Below are 15,360 nucleotides of genomic sequence, written 5' to 3'. Positions count from 1 at the left end.
ACACCAAACGATTTACTCGATTGACGGATTCGACAAGCTCGATTGAGCGTCTTCGGACTTACTTTACAGATCCACCCGCGGCGACAATTTTCTGCTCAGCTGAAGCAGAGACCTTGTCGACCGTCACGTTCAGCTTAACGGTAATTTCACCGGTTCCAAGAACCTTGACTTTTTCGTTGTCACGAACCGCACCCTTGGCGATCAGGCTGGCAATGGTGACATCGCCGCCGTCCGGGTACAGCAGTTCGAGCTTTTCCAGGTTGACAACCTGGTACTCGACGCGGAACGGGTTCTTGAATCCACGCAGTTTCGGGGTGCGCATGTGCAGAGGCATCTGCCCACCCTCGAAGCCGACGCGCACGCTGTAGCGTGCCTTGGTGCCCTTGGTACCTCGACCCGCGGTCTTACCCTTGGATCCTTCACCACGGCCAACGCGCTGGCGGGCCTTCTTCGCTCCGGGAGCCGGGCGAAGGTGGTGTACCTTCAGCACGTGCTCGCGGGGCTCAGTCGGTTCTGCTGCAACGGCTGCCTTTTTGGGGGCAGTAGCCTTCTTCGGTGCTGCGGCCTTTTTGGGGGCAGCAGCCTTCTTCGTGGCGGGCTTGTCGGCTACCTTGGTAGCTTCCTTCTCGTCAGCCATTAGTCAATCTCCTCGACCTTTACGAGGTGAGCGACGGTGTTGACGTAGCCACGGTTCTGCGAGTTGTCCTCGCGGATGGTGACGGCGCCAATGCGTCGCAGACCCAGGCTGCGAAGAGTGTCGCGCTGGTTCTGCTTCTCACTAATTTTGGACTTGATCTGTGTGATCTTCAGCTGGGCCATCAGGCACCTGCCTTCGCGGTTGCGGCCGCTGCAGCTGCAGCGGCGTCGGCACGAAGAAAACGGGCCGGAGCCACGTCTTCATAGGCGAGGCCACGGCGAGCCGCAACCGCACGCGGCTCTTCGAGCTGGTGCAGTGCCTCGACCGTGGCGTGCACGATGTTGATGGTGTTCGACGAACCGAGCGACTTGCTCAGCACGTCGTGGATGCCAGCGCATTCGAGTACGGCGCGCACCGGGCCACCGGCGATAACGCCGGTACCTGCTGCTGCCGGACGAAGCAGAACGACGCCGGCTGCGGCTTCACCCTGCACGGGGTGCGGGATGGTCAGGCCAACGCGAGGAACGCGGAAGAAGTTCTTCTTCGCTTCTTCGACGCCCTTGGAGATAGCGGTCGGGACCTCGCGGGCCTTACCGTATCCAACGCCGACCAGGCCGTTACCGTCGCCGACGACGACGAGAGCGGTGAAGCTGAAGCGACGACCACCCTTGACGACCTTCGACACGCGGTTGATGGTGACGACGCGCTCCAGGAACTGGCTCTTGTCGGCATCGCGGCTTCCGCGGTCCTTGTTCGGGTTGCGCTCACGGCCACCACGACGAGCCTCGCGAGGCTCGTTCTGCGGCGGGGTCGTGGAGGCAGCGGTTTCAACCGGCGCCTCGGCAACGGCAGCAACAGGTGCTGTGGTTTCGATCTTTTCAGTGCTCACAGGTTCAATCCACCCTCTCGAGCTCCCTCAGCGATGGCTGCGACGCGTCCTGCGTACTTGCTGCCACCACGGTCAAATACAACGGCTTCGATGCCGGCGGCTTTCGCACGCTCAGCAACAAGCTCACCGACCTTGCGGGCCTTGGCGGTCTTGTCACCATCGAAGGTGCGCAAGTCCGTTTCGAGCGTGGATGCCGACGCAAGGGTGAAACCCTTGCTGTCGTCGACGACCTGCACGAATACGTGGCGAGCCGAGCGCGTGACGACGAGGCGCGGGCGAAGAGCCGTTCCCTCGATCTTCTTGCGAAGACGTGTGTGACGACGTCCGCGGGCTGCGGCCTTGCTCTTGCCTCTAGTTCCGAGTCCCATGGTTACTTACCGCTCTTTCCGGCCTTGCGGCGAACAATCTCGCCGGCGTAACGCACACCCTTGCCCTTGTAGGGCTCTGGCTTGCGAATCTTACGGATGTTGGCGGCAACCTCGCCGACGGCCTGCTTGTCGATTCCGCTGACCGTGAGCTTGTTGACGCTCTCAACGGTCAAAACGATTCCGACGGGCGGCTCGACGACGACCGGGTGCGAGAAGCCGAGGGCGAACTCAACGGAGGTGCCCTTCTGCGCCGCGCGGTAACCGGTACCGACGATTTCGAGACCCTTGGTGTAACCAACGGTTACGCCGATGATCTGGTTGTTGATCAGGGTGCGGGTCAGACCGTGCAGCGAACGCGACTGGCGCTCGTCGTTCGGACGGGTGACGAGAACGTGACCGTCCTCGATCGACACCGAGATGGGGTTGGAAACGACGAGCGCGAGCTCGCCCTTCGGGCCCTTGACGGAGACGGCCTGGCCGTCAGCCACAACCGTGACCCCAGCGGGGATCGGGATGGGGAGTCTTCCAATACGTGACATTCTCAGTTACCACACGTAGGCGAGAACTTCTCCGCCTACGCCCTTCTTCTCAGCCTGGCGGTCGGTGAGCAGACCGCTGGAGGTGGACAGGATGGCAACGCCGAGGCCGCCGAGAACCGTGGGGATCTCAGTCGACTTTGCGTACACGCGGAGGCCGGGCTTGGAAACCCGCTTGATGCCTACGATGGAGCGCTCGCGGTTCGGACCGAATTTGAGGTCCAAGGTGAGGGTCTTGCCTACTGTTGCATCCTTGACGGTCCAGGCGGAGATGTAACCCTGAGCCTTGAGGATGTCAGCGATGTGCGCTTTCAATTTGCTATGCGGCATCGACACTGTGTCGTGGTACGCCGAGTTCGCGTTGCGCAGTCTGGTCAGCATGTCTGCGACCGGATCTGTCATTGTCATTTTGTGGTGCCTTTCTCGCCTGGTTTCGCCCATCCGTTACACGAATGACGACCTGTGGTGGTGAGGAACCCGATCGGTTGATCGGATTCCGGGGTGAAAATCTGTGTGCGCCCAGTGAAAAACTGTGGGCGAGGCCAACCATAGTTGGGAGCTTGCAAGCGCAAGCTCCCAACTCTAGTTGAATTTGTTCCTCTGTAGTGAGGAACTGCTACTTGACGTCGTCCGTCTTGAACGGGAAACCGAGCGCCTTGAGCAGCGCGCGACCCTCGTCGTTGGTCTTCGCGGTCGTGACGACCGTGATGTCCATGCCGCGAACGCGGTCAATGCGGTCCTGGTCGATCTCGTGGAACATGACCTGCTCGGTCAGACCGAAGGTGTAGTTGCCCGCACCGTCGAACTGCTTGTCGGACAGACCGCGGAAGTCACGGATGCGAGGAAGGGCCAGGCTGAGCAGCCGGTCCAGGAACTCCCACATGCGGTCGCCACGAAGTGTGACGTGGGCGCCGATGGGCTGTCCCTCGCGCAGTTTGAACTGCGCAATGGACTTGCGGGCCTTGGTGACCTGCGGCTTCTGGCCGGTGATCTTGGTGAGGTCAGAAACCGCACCGTCCATCACCTTGCCGTCGCGTGCTGCTTCTCCGACACCCATGTTGACGACAATCTTCGTCAGGGTGGGGATGCGGTGCACGTTGGTGAAGCCGAGTTCTGCGGAAAGCTTGGCACTGATCTCATCGCGGTACTTCTGCTTCAGACGCGGCAGGGCCTTGACGGGCGCGGCTCCGCCTGTTCCTTCAACAACTGCGGTGTCAGTCATTAGAGGTCCTTCCCTGACTTCTTGGCGTAACGAATGCGGACCGTCTTGGAGACGCCGTCCTTCGTTACCTCTTCCTGGCGGAAGCCGACGCGGGTCGGCTTCTTGGTCTCCGGGTCGACGATGGCAACGTTGGACACGTGGATGGGGGCTTCGAAGGTCTCGATGCCGCCCGTCTTTGTGCCGCGCTGGGTCTGTCCGACGCGAACGTGCTTGGTCACGAAGTTGATGCCCTCAACGAGGACACGGTTCTTCGTGGCGTCGACGGAGATGATCTTGCCCTGCTTGCCACGGTCTCCGCCGCGAGCCTGGCTGCGGCCGCTGATGACCTGAACGAGGTCACCCTTTTTGATTCTAGCCATGATTAAATAACCTCCGGTGCCAGCGAGATGATCTTCATGAACTTCTTGTCGCGAAGCTCGCGACCGACCGGTCCGAAGATTCGGGTGCCGCGGGGGTCACCGTCTGCCTTCAAGATCACTGCAGCGTTCTCATCGAACTTGATGTAGGAGCCGTCTGGACGACGGGTCTCCTTCTTGGTGCGAACGATGACAGCTTTGACGATGTCACCCTTCTTGACGTTGCCGCCCGGGATTGCATCCTTGACCGTGGCGACGATGACGTCTCCGAGGCCGGCGTAGCGACGGCCTGAGCCACCGAGAACGCGGATGGTCAAGAGTTCCTTGGCACCGGTGTTGTCGGCAACTTTGACTCGTGATTCTTGCTGAAGCACTTTATAACTCCTTTACGTCAAGTAAGCGCGAGGCTTACTTGGCCTTCTCAAGAATCTCGACCAGGCGCCAGCGCTTGGAAGCGCTGAGCGGACGGGTCTCACTGATCAGGACCAGGTCGCCGATGCCGGCGGAGTTCGCCTCGTCGTGCGCCTTCAGCTTGGATGTACGGCGGATGACCTTGCCGTACAACGGGTGCTTCACGCGGTCTTCGACCACGACAATGATGGTTTTGTTCATCTTGTCGCTGGTCACGTAACCACGCAGCGTCTTGCGGTAACCGCGTACGAGCTCGGTGGCTTCGCCCGCGACGACCGTTTCGTCAGTCTTCGCCATGACTAGGCCTCCTTCGTCTCGACGGCCTCAGCTGCAGCGTCGTCGGTGGACTCCACTGCGGCCTTGGCCTTCTTGGTCTTTTTCTCGCCCTTTTCAGCCTTGGCCGGAGCCGGGGCTACGACCGGGGTGGCACGAATGCCCAGCTCGCGCTCACGGAGAACCGTGTAGATGCGAGCGATGTCGCGCTTGACCGCGCGGAGGCGGCCGTGGCTTTCGAGCTGACCGGTGGCCGACTGGAAGCGCAGGTTGAACAGCTCTTCCTTGGCCTTCTTCAGCTCGTCGAACAGCTTCTCATTGTCAAAAGTATCGAGCTCGACTGAGGCGAGCTCCTTGGTTCCGATCGCCATTATGCGTCGCCCTCCTCGCGCTTGATGATGCGTGCCTTGAGGGGCAGCTTGTGAATTGCGCGGGTCAGCGCCTCTTTCGCAACGGCGTCGGTGACACCGCTGAGCTCGAACAGAACGCGACCCGGCTTGACGTTGGCAACCCACCACTCGACCGAACCCTTACCGGAACCCATGCGGGTTTCGGCCGGCTTCTTGGTCAGCGGGCGGTCGGGGTAGATGTTGATCCACACCTTTCCGCCACGTTTGATGTGACGCGTCATGGCGATACGAGCGGACTCGATCTGACGGTTGGTCACATACGCGGGGGTCAGCGCCTGAATGCCGTACTCACCGAAGGACACCGTGGTGCCACCGGTAGCGTGGCCGGTGCGACCCGGGTGGTGCTGCTTGCGGTGCTTGACTCTACGTGGAATCAACATTATTTAGCCTCAACTCCTGCTGCGACCGGTGCCGCTGCCGGAGCATCTGCACGAGGTGCACGGCGCGGTCGATCGTCACGACGCTCGGGGCGGGACGACTTAGCGTTGGCCTGCTCGCGAGCGAGTTCCTTGTTGGTGATGTCGCCCTTGTAGATCCAAACCTTCACGCCGATACGGCCGAAGGTGGTCTTGGCTTCGTAGAAGCCGTAGTCGATGTTCGCGCGCAGGGTGTGCAGGGGCACACGGCCTTCGCGGTAGAACTCGCTGCGGCTCATCTCGGCGCCACCCAGACGACCCGACACCTGGATGCGAACACCCTTGGCGCCGGCGCGCTGTGCACCCTGCAGGCCCTTACGCATCGCGCGGCGGAAAGCCACACGAGCGGAGAGCTGCTCGGCAATACCCTGCGCGACGAGCTGGGCATCCTGCTCGGGGTTCTTGACCTCGAGGATGTTCAGCTGAATCTGCTTGGCGGTGAGCTTCTCAAGGTCAGAGCGGATGCGCTCGGCCTCCGCGCCGCGGCGACCAATCACAATGCCCGGACGGGCGGTGTGAATGTCAACGCGAACACGGTCACGAGTGCGCTCGATCTCGATACGGCTGACGCCGGCACGGTCAAGGCTGGTGCTCAGCAGGCGACGGATCTTGACGTCTTCTGCAACAAAGTCAGCGTAACGCTGACCTGGCTTGGTCGAGTCAGAGAACCAACGCGATACGTGATCGGTGGTGATTCCCAGACGGAAGCCGTAGGGGTTTACTTTCTGACCCATTACTTCGTACCCTCCTCAGGAGTGGTGAGCACAACCGTGATGTGGCTGGTGCGCTTCTTGATTTCGAATGCGCGACCCTGGGCACGAGCCTGGAAACGCTTGAGGGTCGTACCCTCGTCAACGAATGCCCGGCTGATGAACAGGTCCTGCTCGTCCAGATACGTGTTGGCTGCATCTGCTTTGACTCGGGCGTTGGCGATGGCCGAGGCCACCAGCTTGTAGACCGGGTCGGAAGCGCCCTGGGGCGCGAACTTCAGAATTCCCAGCGCTTCGTGCGCCTGCTTGCCGCGGATCATGTCAACGACGCGACGAGCCTTCTGGGGGGTAACGCGGATGTGACGCACGCGTGCGATCGACTCCACCATTTCTTCTCCTCCTTCACGTCCCCGCGTTAGCGGCGACGGCCCTTCTTGTCGTCCTTCACGTGTCCACGGAAGGTGCGGGTGGGCGCAAACTCACCGAGCTTGTGTCCGACCATGCTCTCGGTGACGAACACCGGGATGTGCTTGCGTCCGTCGTGCACTGCGATGGTGTGTCCGAGCATGTCGGGGATGATCATCGAGCGGCGCGACCAGGTCTTGATTACGTTCTTGCTCTTGGCTTCGTTCGCCGCGAACACCTTGCGAAGCAGGTGGTCGTCAACGAAAGGGCCTTTCTTAAGACTTCTTGGCATCGTCTACTCCTACTTACGCTTCTTGCCGACGGTGCGGCGACGAACAATGAGCTTGTCGCTTTCCTTATTCGGGTGGCGGGTGCGCCCTTCCTTCTGGCCCCAGGGGCTGACGGGGTGACGTCCACCGGACGTCTTACCCTCACCACCACCGTGCGGGTGATCGACCGGGTTCATGGCAACACCACGAACGGTCGGGCGAACGCCTTTCCAGCGCATACGTCCGGCCTTGCCCCAGTTGATGTTCGACTGCTCGGCGTTGCCGACCTCGCCGATCGTCGCGCGGCAGCGAGCATCCACGTTGCGGATTTCACCAGACGGCAGACGAAGCTGGGCGTAGACGCCCTCCTTCGCAACCAGGCGAACCGACGAACCGGCGGAGCGGGCCATCTTGGCGCCACCACCCGGACGCAGCTCGATCGCGTGAATGATGGTACCGGTGGGGATGTTCTTCAACGGCAGGTTGTTGCCGGGCTTGATGTCAGCCCCGGCTCCAGACTCGATGATGTCGCCCTGGCTGAGCTTGTTCGGCGCGATGATGTAACGCTTCGTGCCGTCGATGAAGTGCAGGAGCGCGATGCGCGCCGTGCGGTTCGGGTCGTATTCAATTTCAGCGACGCGGGCGTTGACGCCGTCCTTATCGTTGCGCTTGAAGTCGATCACGCGGTACTGGCGCTTGTGGCCACCACCGATGTGACGGGTCGTGATGCGGCCCTGGTTGTTACGCCCACCGGTCTTGGAGAGCGGACGCAGAAGCGACTTCTCCGGGGTGGAACGCGTGATTTCCGCGAAGTCGGCAACGGATGAACCGCGTCGACCCGGAGTCGTGGGCTTGTACTTACGAATAGCCATTAGTTATCCCTCTGCCTTGTCGCTTAGCCGACGGCCGTGAAGATGTCGATGGAGCCAGACTTGAGCGTGACAATGGCACGCTTGGTGTCCTTGCGCTTGCCCATGCCGAACTTGGTGCGGCGAGTCTTGCCCACGCGGTTCAGGGTGTTGATCGAAGCGACCTGCACCTTGAAGATCTTTTCGATCGCGAGCTTGATCTCCGTCTTGTTCGAGCGGGGGTCAACGATGAAGGTGTACTTACCCTCGTCAATCAGGCCGTAGCTCTTCTCAGAGACAACCGGAGAGATGATGATGTCGCGGGGGTCCTTGTTGGTCGCGATAGTCATTATGCGGCCACCTCTTCCTTCTTGGTCTTGCTCTCCACGAACGCGTTGAACGCGCCGGTGGTGAAGACAATGTCGTCGCTGACGAGCACGTCATAGGCGTTGAGCTGGTCCCACGAAAGGATGTGCACCGTCGGGATATTGCGAATGCTGCGCAACGTGGTCTCGTCGGTACGCTCGAGAACAACCAGCACGTGCTTGCTCGTGGCGATCTGCGTGAGCAGCTCCAGGGCAACCTTGGTGTTGGGGGTCTCAGCCGTGAACAGTGCCTCGACGATGTGCAGGCGGCCACCGCGGGCGCGGTCGCTCAGTGCACCCTTGAGGGCTGCGGCGATCATCTTTTTCGGGGTGCGCTGGTCGTAGCTGCGCGGGGTCGGTCCGTGGACGATTCCACCACCGGTCATCTGAGGAGCGCGGATGGAGCCCTGACGAGCGCGACCGGTTCCTTTCTGCTTGAACGGCTTGCGGCCGGCACCGGAAACTTCTCCACGGCGCTTGACCTTGCTCGTTCCCTGGCGTGCGGCAGCGAGCTGCGCAACAACGACCTGGTGGATGAGAGGAATGTTGGCGGGAACGTCGAAGAGCTCGTCGGGAAGCTCGGCAGAGCCTGCCTTCTTGCCCTTGGCGTCAATGATGTCGAGTGCTGTAGCCATAGTGACTAGGCTCCCTTCACTGCGTTGCGAACGAATACGAGGCGGCCACGGGCACCGGGAACGGCACCCTTGACGAGCATGAGGCCCTTGTCGGCGTCAATAGCGTGCACCTTGAGGTTCAGCACGGTTACGCGCTCGCCACCCATACGACCGGCCATGCGCATGCCCTTGAAGACACGGCTCGGGGTCGAGGAAGCACCGATGGAACCGGGCTTACGGTGGTTGCGGTGCGAACCGTGAGAGGAGGAGACACCCTTGAAGTTGTGACGCTTCATAACACCGGCGAAACCCTTACCCTTGCTGGTGCCCATGACATCAACCTTGGTGCCGGCAACGAAGACACCGTCAACGGTGAGTTCCTGGCCCAGGTTGTAATCAGCGGCATCCGCGGTACGGAGCTCGGTGATGTGGCGACGAGGCGTGACGCCGGCCTTGTCGAAGTGACCGGCAAGGGGCTTGTTGACCTTGCGCGGGTCGATGGGGCCAGCGGCGATCTGAACGCCGTTGTAGCCGTCGACGGCCTTGGTGCGGATCTGCGTGACAACGTTCGGCGCGATCTCGATGACGGTAACAGGAACAAGCTTGTTGTTCTCGTCCCACACCTGGGTCATGCCGAGCTTCTTGCCGAGGAGACCCTTGGTGGTCTTGGTATCGGAGTAAGACATCGCGGGCCCTAGAGCTTGATCTCGATGTTGACGTCGGCCGGAAGGTCGAGGCGCATGAGCGAGTCAACAGCCTTCGGGGTCGGGTCAATGATGTCGATCAGACGCTTGTGGGTGCGCATTTCAAAGTGCTCCCGGCTGTCCTTGTACTTGTGAGGGGAACGGATGACACACACCACGTTCTTCTCGGTCGGAAGCGGCACCGGGCCGACGACTGTAGCGCCCGCACGGGTCACTGTGTCGACGATCTTGCGCGCCGAAATGTCGATGACCTCGTGGTCATACGACTTAAGTCGAATGCGGATCTTCTGTCCCGCCATGTCGAACTCTCTCTCTGTCGAGGCGTCTTACAGACCACGGCAGGATTTGCCGAGGTTGCATTGGACGCCGTAGTAGCACTGCTGCTATTAGCACCACTGTTCATATGTCAATTTTGATTCACGCCAAATAATCGACGCTCATCGTCAACGCCGACTCCCAGAAGCAGAACCTGGGGGACGGCACGGTTTTACCCACGCCGACCAGATCGTTGATTTATGCTGCGCTCTGCTCCCTGCGGCCTAGCCTGCGATCTGCACATTTCGACACGTGTTATTCGAAAGGGTGTGACGCGACTATGCACTGCCTGGCAGTGATTCCGGCGACGCGTAGCGCACGCCGAAAGTGTTGAACTAGAAGAGTCTGCCACACAGTTGCCATTACATGCAACCCGGGCGTGTCGCGCGCGGCGTGTCGCGCGATTTACCAGCGGATGCCCGCGGCCGACCAGCCACGAGCATCCGTTTTAGTGCGGCGGGTGACCTAGCCCTGAACGATTCCGGCGGCCACTCGCGGGCTTTGCTCCGGGCAGCTCTTGGCGGTGGATTCGGTCAGCACACGCTGGGCCATGATCTGACGGGATTGGTCGGACAGGCCGGTGGTCGGGTATTCGGCGAGCACCTTGGTGATGATCTCGGGAATCGACAGGGCGGCATATTGTTTAAGGCTGTCGCAGACCAGCACGCTGTAGACGCTGACGGTGCTGGTCACGATGCCGTCGAGAATCTGCTGTTCGGTCTGGGCTGTTGGCGCTGGTACGGGTGTGGACGTGGCAATCGCCGACGGCGTCGGCGTCTGCGTCACCCGGGCGATCGATGACTGGGCAGCGGGAGCGGACCCGGCCAGGCGGGGCACGATCACCACGGCGAGAATGGCCACCACAACGATCGCGATCCCCAGGAGGATGCGCATTTCCAGTTTCGATATCTGCATGCGCAGACCATAACCGGATATTCCCAATCCCGCGTCGGGTAGTGAGCGATCGTCATCCGCTTGAAATATTCGATTGCGTCAGGGGTGCAAAAAAGGGGCCGAACCCGAAGGTCCGACCCCTTTTCTTCAGATCTAAGTAAAGGAAATTACTTGATGATCTTGGTCACCGTGCCGGCGCCGACGGTGCGGCCACCTTCACGGATAGCGAAGCCGAGGCCCTCTTCCATGGCGATCGGCTGAATCAGCGCGACAGTCAGGTCGGTGGTGTCGCCAGGCATGACCATCTCGGTGCCCTCGGGCAGCGTGATGACGCCGGTGACGTCCGTGGTGCGGAAGTAGAACTGCGGGCGGTAGTTCGCGTAGAACGGGTTGTGACGGCCACCCTCGTTCTTGCTGAGGATGTACGCGGTGCCCTCGAAGTCGGTGTGCGGCGTAACCGAACCCGGCTTGACGACGACCTGGCCGCGCTCAACGTCTTCGCGCTTGGTGCCACGAAGAAGAAGTCCACAGTTCTCGCCGGCCCAAGCCTCGTCGAGCTGCTTGTGGAACATCTCAATACCGGTAACCGTGGTCTTCTGCGTCGGGCGGATGCCGACGATCTCGATCTCGGAGTTGATCTTGAGGGTTCCACGCTCGGCGCGGCCCGTAACAACGGTGCCACGGCCGGTGATCGTGAAGACGTCCTCGATCGGCATCAAGAACGGCTTGTCCTTGTCGCGGATCGGGTCCGGAATGAAGTCGTCAACAGCCTTCATGAGCTCAAGGATGTTGCCGGTCCACTTCTCGTCGCCTTCAAGCGCCTTGAGTGCGGAGACCTGGATGACGGGGGCGTTGTCGCCATCGAAACCCTGGCTGGAGAGAAGTTCACGAACTTCGAGCTCGACGAGCTCCATGATCTCTTCGTCATCAACCATGTCGGCCTTGTTCAGCGCGACGAGCAGGGTCGGAACGCCGACCTGCTTGGCGAGAAGAACGTGCTCACGGGTCTGAGCCATCGGGCCGTCAGTAGCGGCAACCACGAGGATTGCGCCGTCCATCTGAGCAGCACCGGTGATCATGTTCTTGATGTAGTCAGCGTGGCCCGGAGCATCGACGTGCGCATAGTGACGCTTGTCGGTCTCGTACTCAACGTGCGAAATGTTGATCGTGATGCCGCGCTGGCGTTCTTCCGGAGCCGAGTCAATCGACGCGAAGTCGCGCTGAACGTTGATCTTGGACGGGAACTTATCGGCAAGAACCTTGGAGATCGCTGCAGTCAGCGTGGTCTTTCCGTGGTCAACGTGACCGATCGTTCCGATGTTTACGTGCGGCTTTGTCCGCTCGAACTTGGCCTTGGCCACTGTGGGTCCTCCTCAGGACTCGCGTGCAAATTCACGGCCGCCGTTATGAGCGGCCGGTATGCGCTGGATGTGTCTACTTATGTTACTAGGGCCAGGTGGCCGAAGCGATTTTGGCCCGAAGGCCACCTTAGGGGCTATTCGCCCTTGTTCTTGTTGATGATCTCGTCGGCAACTGCCTTCGGGACCTCCGCATAGCTCTCGAACGTCATCGAGTACACCGCACGGCCGCTGGTCTTCGACCGCAGGTCACCGATGTATCCGAACATCTCCGACAGTGGAACGTGTGCGCGAATTACCTTCACGCCCTGCGCATCCTCCATGGTCTGGATCTGCCCACGACGCGAGTTGAGGTCGCCGATTACGTCACCCATGTATTCCTCAGGGGTACGAACTTCGACGGCCATCAGCGGCTCGAGCAGAACGGGGTTCGCCTTACGAACGGCTTCCTTGAAGCCCATCGAGCCAGCAATCTTGAAGGCCATCTCCGAGGAGTCGACGTCGTGCGCAGCGCCGTCAAGCAGGCTGGCTCGAACGCCCACCATCGGGTAGCCGGCCAGGATGCCTACGCGGAGCGCATCCTGAATTCCAGCATCCACCGAGGGGATGTACTCACGCGGGATACGACCACCGGTGACCTTGTTGAGGAACTCGTACGACTTCTCAGCAGTGATTTCCATCGGTTCGATCGCGATCTGAATCTTCGCGAACTGGCCGGATCCACCGGTCTGCTTCTTGTGCGTGTAGTCGTGACGCTCAACGGCCTTGCGGATCGTTTCGCGGTACGCCACCTGGGGCTTGCCGACGTTCGCCTCAACGTTGAATTCACGCTTCATGCGGTCGACCAGGATGTCCAGGTGAAGTTCACCCATTCCCTTGATTACCGTCTGGCCAGTTTCCTGGTTCTGTTCGGTACGGAAAGTGGGGTCTTCTTCGGCGAGCTTCTGAATGGCAAGGCCCAGTTTTTCCTGGTCCTGCTTGGTCTTGGGCTCGATAGCGACCTCGATAACCGGGTCAGGGAACGTCATGGACTCGAGTACGACCTGGGCATTCGGGTCGCACAGGGTGTCGCCCGTGGTGGTGTCCTTGAGGCCGATGACCGCGTAGATGTGACCGGCGGTGACGAAGGCCACCGGGTTCTCCTTGTTGGCGTGCATCTGGAAGATCTTGCCGATGCGCTCCTTCTTACCCTTGGTCGAGTTGATGACCTGGGCTCCGGAGTCGAGACGGCCCGAGTACACGCGCACGTAGGTGAGGCGACCGAAGAACGGGTGCACCGCAACCTTGAACGCGAGCGCCGTGAAGGGCTCCTCGGCGTCGGGGTGACGCATGATGACCTTTTCTTCGTCGCGCGGGTCGTGGGCCTCAATGGCAGGCACGTCGAGCGGCGTCGGAAGGTAATCGATGACAGCGTCGAGCATCGGCTGAACGCCGCGGTTCTTGAACGCAGAACCACACAGAACCGGGTAGATCTCACTGTTGATGGTGAGCTTGCGGATGGCGCCCTTGATCTCGGCAACCGTCAGCTCTTCGCCGGCGAAGTAACGCTCCATGAGGTCGTCGTCGGTTTCGGCAACGGTCTCGAGCAGAAGCTTGCGGTACTCGGCAGCCTTCTCCACGAGGTCGGCGGGGATCTCTTCGATGGCGTACTTCGAGCCCATCTCCACGTCACCCTTGGAGTCGCCGCGCCAGGTCAGTGCGCGCATCTGAACGAGGTCAACGACACCCTCGAACTCAGACTCTGCACCGATCGGCAGCTGGATGACCAACGGCTTCGCGCCGAGGCGCTTGATGATGGTGTCGACCGTGAAGTAGAAGTCGGCGCCGAGCTTGTCCATCTTGTTGACGAAGCAAATGCGGGGCACGTCGTACTTGTCGGCCTGACGCCACACGGTTTCGGACTGGGGCTCAACGCCCTCCTTGCCGTCGAACACGGCAACAGCACCGTCGAGAACGCGGAGCGAACGCTCCACCTCCACGGTGAAGTCCACGTGTCCGGGGGTGTCGATGATGTTGATCTGGTTGTTGTCCCAGAAACAGGTCGTCGCAGCGGAGGTGATCGTGATGCCACGTTCCTGCTCCTGAGCCATCCAGTCCATCGTCGAGGCGCCGTCGTGGGTCTCGCCGATCTTGTGGTTGACACCCGTGTAGAACAGGATGCGCTCAGTCGTGGTGGTCTTGCCAGCATCAATGTGAGCCATGATGCCGATATTGCGGACCTTACTCAGGTCGGTGAGCACGTCAAGTGCCACGGGGGTCCTCCGGAAGGGTAGGGGTGGGAATGCGGAACAAGGCCTTGAGCATCCGCTTAGCAGCTGGGCAGGCGCGTGTTTCACACGCGCCTGCCTGCTGATCAGGAATGCTCGATGGTTCTAACTACCAGCGGTAGTGCGCGAAGGCCTTGTTCGCTTCAGCCATCTTGTGAGTGTCTTCACGACGCTTGACAGCGGCACCGAGGCCGTTGCTCGCGTCGAGGATCTCGTTGGTGAGGCGCTCGGTCATGGTCTTCTCGCGACGCGCCTTGGCGTAGCTGGTCAACCAGCGAAGGGCCAACGTGTTGGCGCGGTGCGGCTTCACTTCGACGGGCACCTGGTAGGTGGAACCACCGACACGGCGCGAACGCACCTCGAGGGTCGGACGAACGTTGTCGAGTGCCTTCTTCAGCGTGACGACGGCATCCAGCTCGTTCTTGGCGGAGACTCCCGCGAGGGCATCGTAAACGATGCGCTCGGCGAGGCCCTTTTTGCCATCGAGAAGGATCTTGTTGACGAGCTGGCTGACGATGGGGGCACCGTAAACCGGGTCGGCAATGACAGGGCGCTTGGGAGCGGGTCCTTTACGGGGCATTACTTCTTCTCCATCTTTGCGCCGTAGCGGCTGCGGGCCTGCTTACGGTTCTTGACGGCCTGGGTGTCCAGTGCGCCGCGAATGATTTTGTAACGCACACCGGGGAGGTCCTTAACACGGCCTCCGCGCACGAGCACCATGGAGTGCTCCTGCAGGTTGTGGCCCTCGCCGGGAATGTAGGCGGTGACCTCGGTGCCGTTGGAAAGCTTGACGCGGGCGACCTTGCGAAGAGCCGAGTTCGGCTTCTTCGGGGTGGTGGTGTAGACGCGGGTGCAAACGCCGCGCTGCTGCGGGTTGGACTTCAGGGCGGGAGCCTTGGTCTTGGTGACCTTGGGGCTACGGCCCTTCCTGACCAACTGCTGAATGGTGGGCACTAATTACTCCTTGATATTGCTGCACGGTGACAGCTTTGTGATGGTTAGCATTCGATCTTGTCCTGACGGGTGGGATCGAGTTCATCTGGACCCGCTTGAACCCACACGATTGCTCGCGCGTGTTTTGGTGGGTATGCCG

Annotated in this window: 25 protein-coding genes; all 25 read right to left on the bottom strand. The window is 60.9% G+C overall.

Features of this window, described 5'->3' with window-relative positions; translation table 11 throughout:
• Positions 1-58 precede the first annotated feature (58 nt).
• The 25 genes from rplO to rpsL all read right to left on the bottom strand — a co-directional run bounded on the left by rplO (position 59) and on the right by rpsL (position 15,221).
• Positions 59-637 (bottom strand): 50S ribosomal protein L15, encoded by a 579-nt coding sequence (rplO, locus tag CXY78_RS11790; RefSeq protein WP_104089489.1) that lies wholly within the window; start codon positions 635-637, stop codon positions 59-61.
• Complete coding sequence (gene rpmD, locus CXY78_RS11785; RefSeq protein ID WP_066597599.1) at positions 637-819, bottom strand: 50S ribosomal protein L30; 183 nt, start codon at positions 817-819, stop codon at positions 637-639. Before rpmD ends, rplO begins: the two co-directional genes overlap by 1 nt.
• Positions 819-1,526: a 30S ribosomal protein S5 gene (gene rpsE, locus CXY78_RS11780; protein ID WP_369827303.1), complete on the bottom strand. Its 708-nt coding sequence runs from the start codon at positions 1,524-1,526 to the stop codon at positions 819-821. Before rpsE ends, rpmD begins: the two co-directional genes overlap by 1 nt.
• The gene (gene rplR / locus CXY78_RS11775) at positions 1,523-1,894 is read right to left on the bottom strand and encodes a 50S ribosomal protein L18 (protein WP_092107252.1); all 372 of its coding nucleotides are present in this window, start codon (positions 1,892-1,894) and stop codon (positions 1,523-1,525) included. Before rplR ends, rpsE begins: the two co-directional genes overlap by 4 nt.
• Positions 1,895-1,896: 2 nt before the next feature.
• On the bottom strand, positions 1,897-2,433 hold the full coding sequence (gene rplF / locus CXY78_RS11770; protein WP_092339429.1) for a 50S ribosomal protein L6: 537 nt from the start codon (positions 2,431-2,433) through the stop codon (positions 1,897-1,899).
• A gap of 6 nt (positions 2,434-2,439) precedes the next feature.
• The gene (gene rpsH / locus CXY78_RS11765; protein WP_092107248.1) at positions 2,440-2,838 is read right to left on the bottom strand and encodes a 30S ribosomal protein S8; all 399 of its coding nucleotides are present in this window, start codon (positions 2,836-2,838) and stop codon (positions 2,440-2,442) included.
• Positions 2,839-3,046: 208 nt separating this feature from the next.
• Entirely contained in the window at positions 3,047-3,652 is a 606-nt protein-coding gene (gene rplE / locus CXY78_RS11760) for a 50S ribosomal protein L5 (protein ID WP_092339433.1), read from the bottom strand.
• Entirely contained in the window at positions 3,652-4,011 is a 360-nt protein-coding gene (gene rplX, locus CXY78_RS11755; RefSeq protein ID WP_092339435.1) for a 50S ribosomal protein L24, read from the bottom strand. Before rplX ends, rplE begins: the two co-directional genes overlap by 1 nt.
• A gap of 2 nt (positions 4,012-4,013) precedes the next feature.
• A complete protein-coding gene (gene rplN / locus CXY78_RS11750; RefSeq protein ID WP_035834620.1) occupies positions 4,014-4,382 on the bottom strand; it encodes a 50S ribosomal protein L14 in 369 nt (122 codons plus the stop codon).
• Positions 4,383-4,416: 34 nt separating this feature from the next.
• Positions 4,417-4,716 (bottom strand): 30S ribosomal protein S17, encoded by a 300-nt coding sequence (gene rpsQ / locus CXY78_RS11745; protein WP_035834619.1) that lies wholly within the window; start codon positions 4,714-4,716, stop codon positions 4,417-4,419.
• A gap of 2 nt (positions 4,717-4,718) precedes the next feature.
• Positions 4,719-5,063: a 50S ribosomal protein L29 gene (gene rpmC, locus CXY78_RS21900; RefSeq protein WP_092339437.1), complete on the bottom strand. Its 345-nt coding sequence runs from the start codon at positions 5,061-5,063 to the stop codon at positions 4,719-4,721.
• Positions 5,063-5,482, bottom strand: a complete 420-nt coding sequence (gene rplP / locus CXY78_RS11735; protein WP_035880247.1) for a 50S ribosomal protein L16 — start codon at positions 5,480-5,482, stop codon at positions 5,063-5,065. Before rplP ends, rpmC begins: the two co-directional genes overlap by 1 nt.
• A complete protein-coding gene (rpsC, locus tag CXY78_RS11730; protein WP_092107240.1) occupies positions 5,482-6,252 on the bottom strand; it encodes a 30S ribosomal protein S3 in 771 nt (256 codons plus the stop codon). Before rpsC ends, rplP begins: the two co-directional genes overlap by 1 nt.
• A complete protein-coding gene (gene rplV / locus CXY78_RS11725; RefSeq protein WP_092339439.1) occupies positions 6,252-6,617 on the bottom strand; it encodes a 50S ribosomal protein L22 in 366 nt (121 codons plus the stop codon). The genes rpsC and rplV overlap by 1 nt, the downstream gene beginning before the upstream one ends.
• A 26-nt stretch (positions 6,618-6,643) precedes the next feature.
• Positions 6,644-6,925, bottom strand: coding sequence for a 30S ribosomal protein S19 (gene rpsS / locus CXY78_RS11720; protein ID WP_092107237.1), 282 nt, complete (start codon positions 6,923-6,925; stop codon positions 6,644-6,646).
• Positions 6,926-6,934: 9 nt separating this feature from the next.
• Positions 6,935-7,774, bottom strand: a complete 840-nt coding sequence (gene rplB, locus CXY78_RS11715) for a 50S ribosomal protein L2 (RefSeq protein ID WP_092339441.1) — start codon at positions 7,772-7,774, stop codon at positions 6,935-6,937.
• Between the two features lie 23 nt (positions 7,775-7,797).
• A complete protein-coding gene (rplW, locus tag CXY78_RS11710; RefSeq protein WP_092107233.1) occupies positions 7,798-8,100 on the bottom strand; it encodes a 50S ribosomal protein L23 in 303 nt (100 codons plus the stop codon).
• Entirely contained in the window at positions 8,100-8,750 is a 651-nt protein-coding gene (gene rplD / locus CXY78_RS11705; protein WP_092107231.1) for a 50S ribosomal protein L4, read from the bottom strand. Before rplD ends, rplW begins: the two co-directional genes overlap by 1 nt.
• 5 nt (positions 8,751-8,755) lie before the next feature.
• Positions 8,756-9,415: a 50S ribosomal protein L3 gene (rplC, locus tag CXY78_RS11700; RefSeq protein WP_092339443.1), complete on the bottom strand. Its 660-nt coding sequence runs from the start codon at positions 9,413-9,415 to the stop codon at positions 8,756-8,758.
• A gap of 8 nt (positions 9,416-9,423) precedes the next feature.
• A complete protein-coding gene (gene rpsJ, locus CXY78_RS11695) occupies positions 9,424-9,732 on the bottom strand; it encodes a 30S ribosomal protein S10 (protein WP_035834607.1) in 309 nt (102 codons plus the stop codon).
• A 481-nt stretch (positions 9,733-10,213) separates the two neighbouring features.
• Entirely contained in the window at positions 10,214-10,663 is a 450-nt protein-coding gene (locus CXY78_RS11690; protein WP_140425510.1) for a hypothetical protein, read from the bottom strand.
• Positions 10,664-10,809: 146 nt separating this feature from the next.
• Positions 10,810-12,003 carry an elongation factor Tu gene (tuf, locus tag CXY78_RS11685; RefSeq protein ID WP_092107225.1) on the bottom strand — a complete coding sequence of 398 codons (1,194 nt, stop codon included), beginning with the start codon at positions 12,001-12,003 and terminating at the stop codon, positions 10,810-10,812.
• Positions 12,004-12,137: 134 nt separating this feature from the next.
• Positions 12,138-14,252 carry an elongation factor G gene (gene fusA, locus CXY78_RS11680; RefSeq protein WP_092339447.1) on the bottom strand — a complete coding sequence of 705 codons (2,115 nt, stop codon included), beginning with the start codon at positions 14,250-14,252 and terminating at the stop codon, positions 12,138-12,140.
• Positions 14,253-14,376: 124 nt separating this feature from the next.
• Entirely contained in the window at positions 14,377-14,847 is a 471-nt protein-coding gene (gene rpsG / locus CXY78_RS11675) for a 30S ribosomal protein S7 (protein WP_092107221.1), read from the bottom strand.
• Positions 14,847-15,221, bottom strand: coding sequence for a 30S ribosomal protein S12 (gene rpsL / locus CXY78_RS11670; protein WP_035834602.1), 375 nt, complete (start codon positions 15,219-15,221; stop codon positions 14,847-14,849). The genes rpsG and rpsL overlap by 1 nt, the downstream gene beginning before the upstream one ends.
• Between the last annotated feature and the right edge of the window lie 139 nt (positions 15,222-15,360).

This window comes from Cryobacterium sp. N19, assembly GCF_002929595.1.
Classification (GTDB): Bacteria; Actinomycetota; Actinomycetes; order Actinomycetales; family Microbacteriaceae; genus Cryobacterium; species Cryobacterium flavum.
This window is presented reverse-complemented; position numbering and strand designations above follow the sequence as displayed.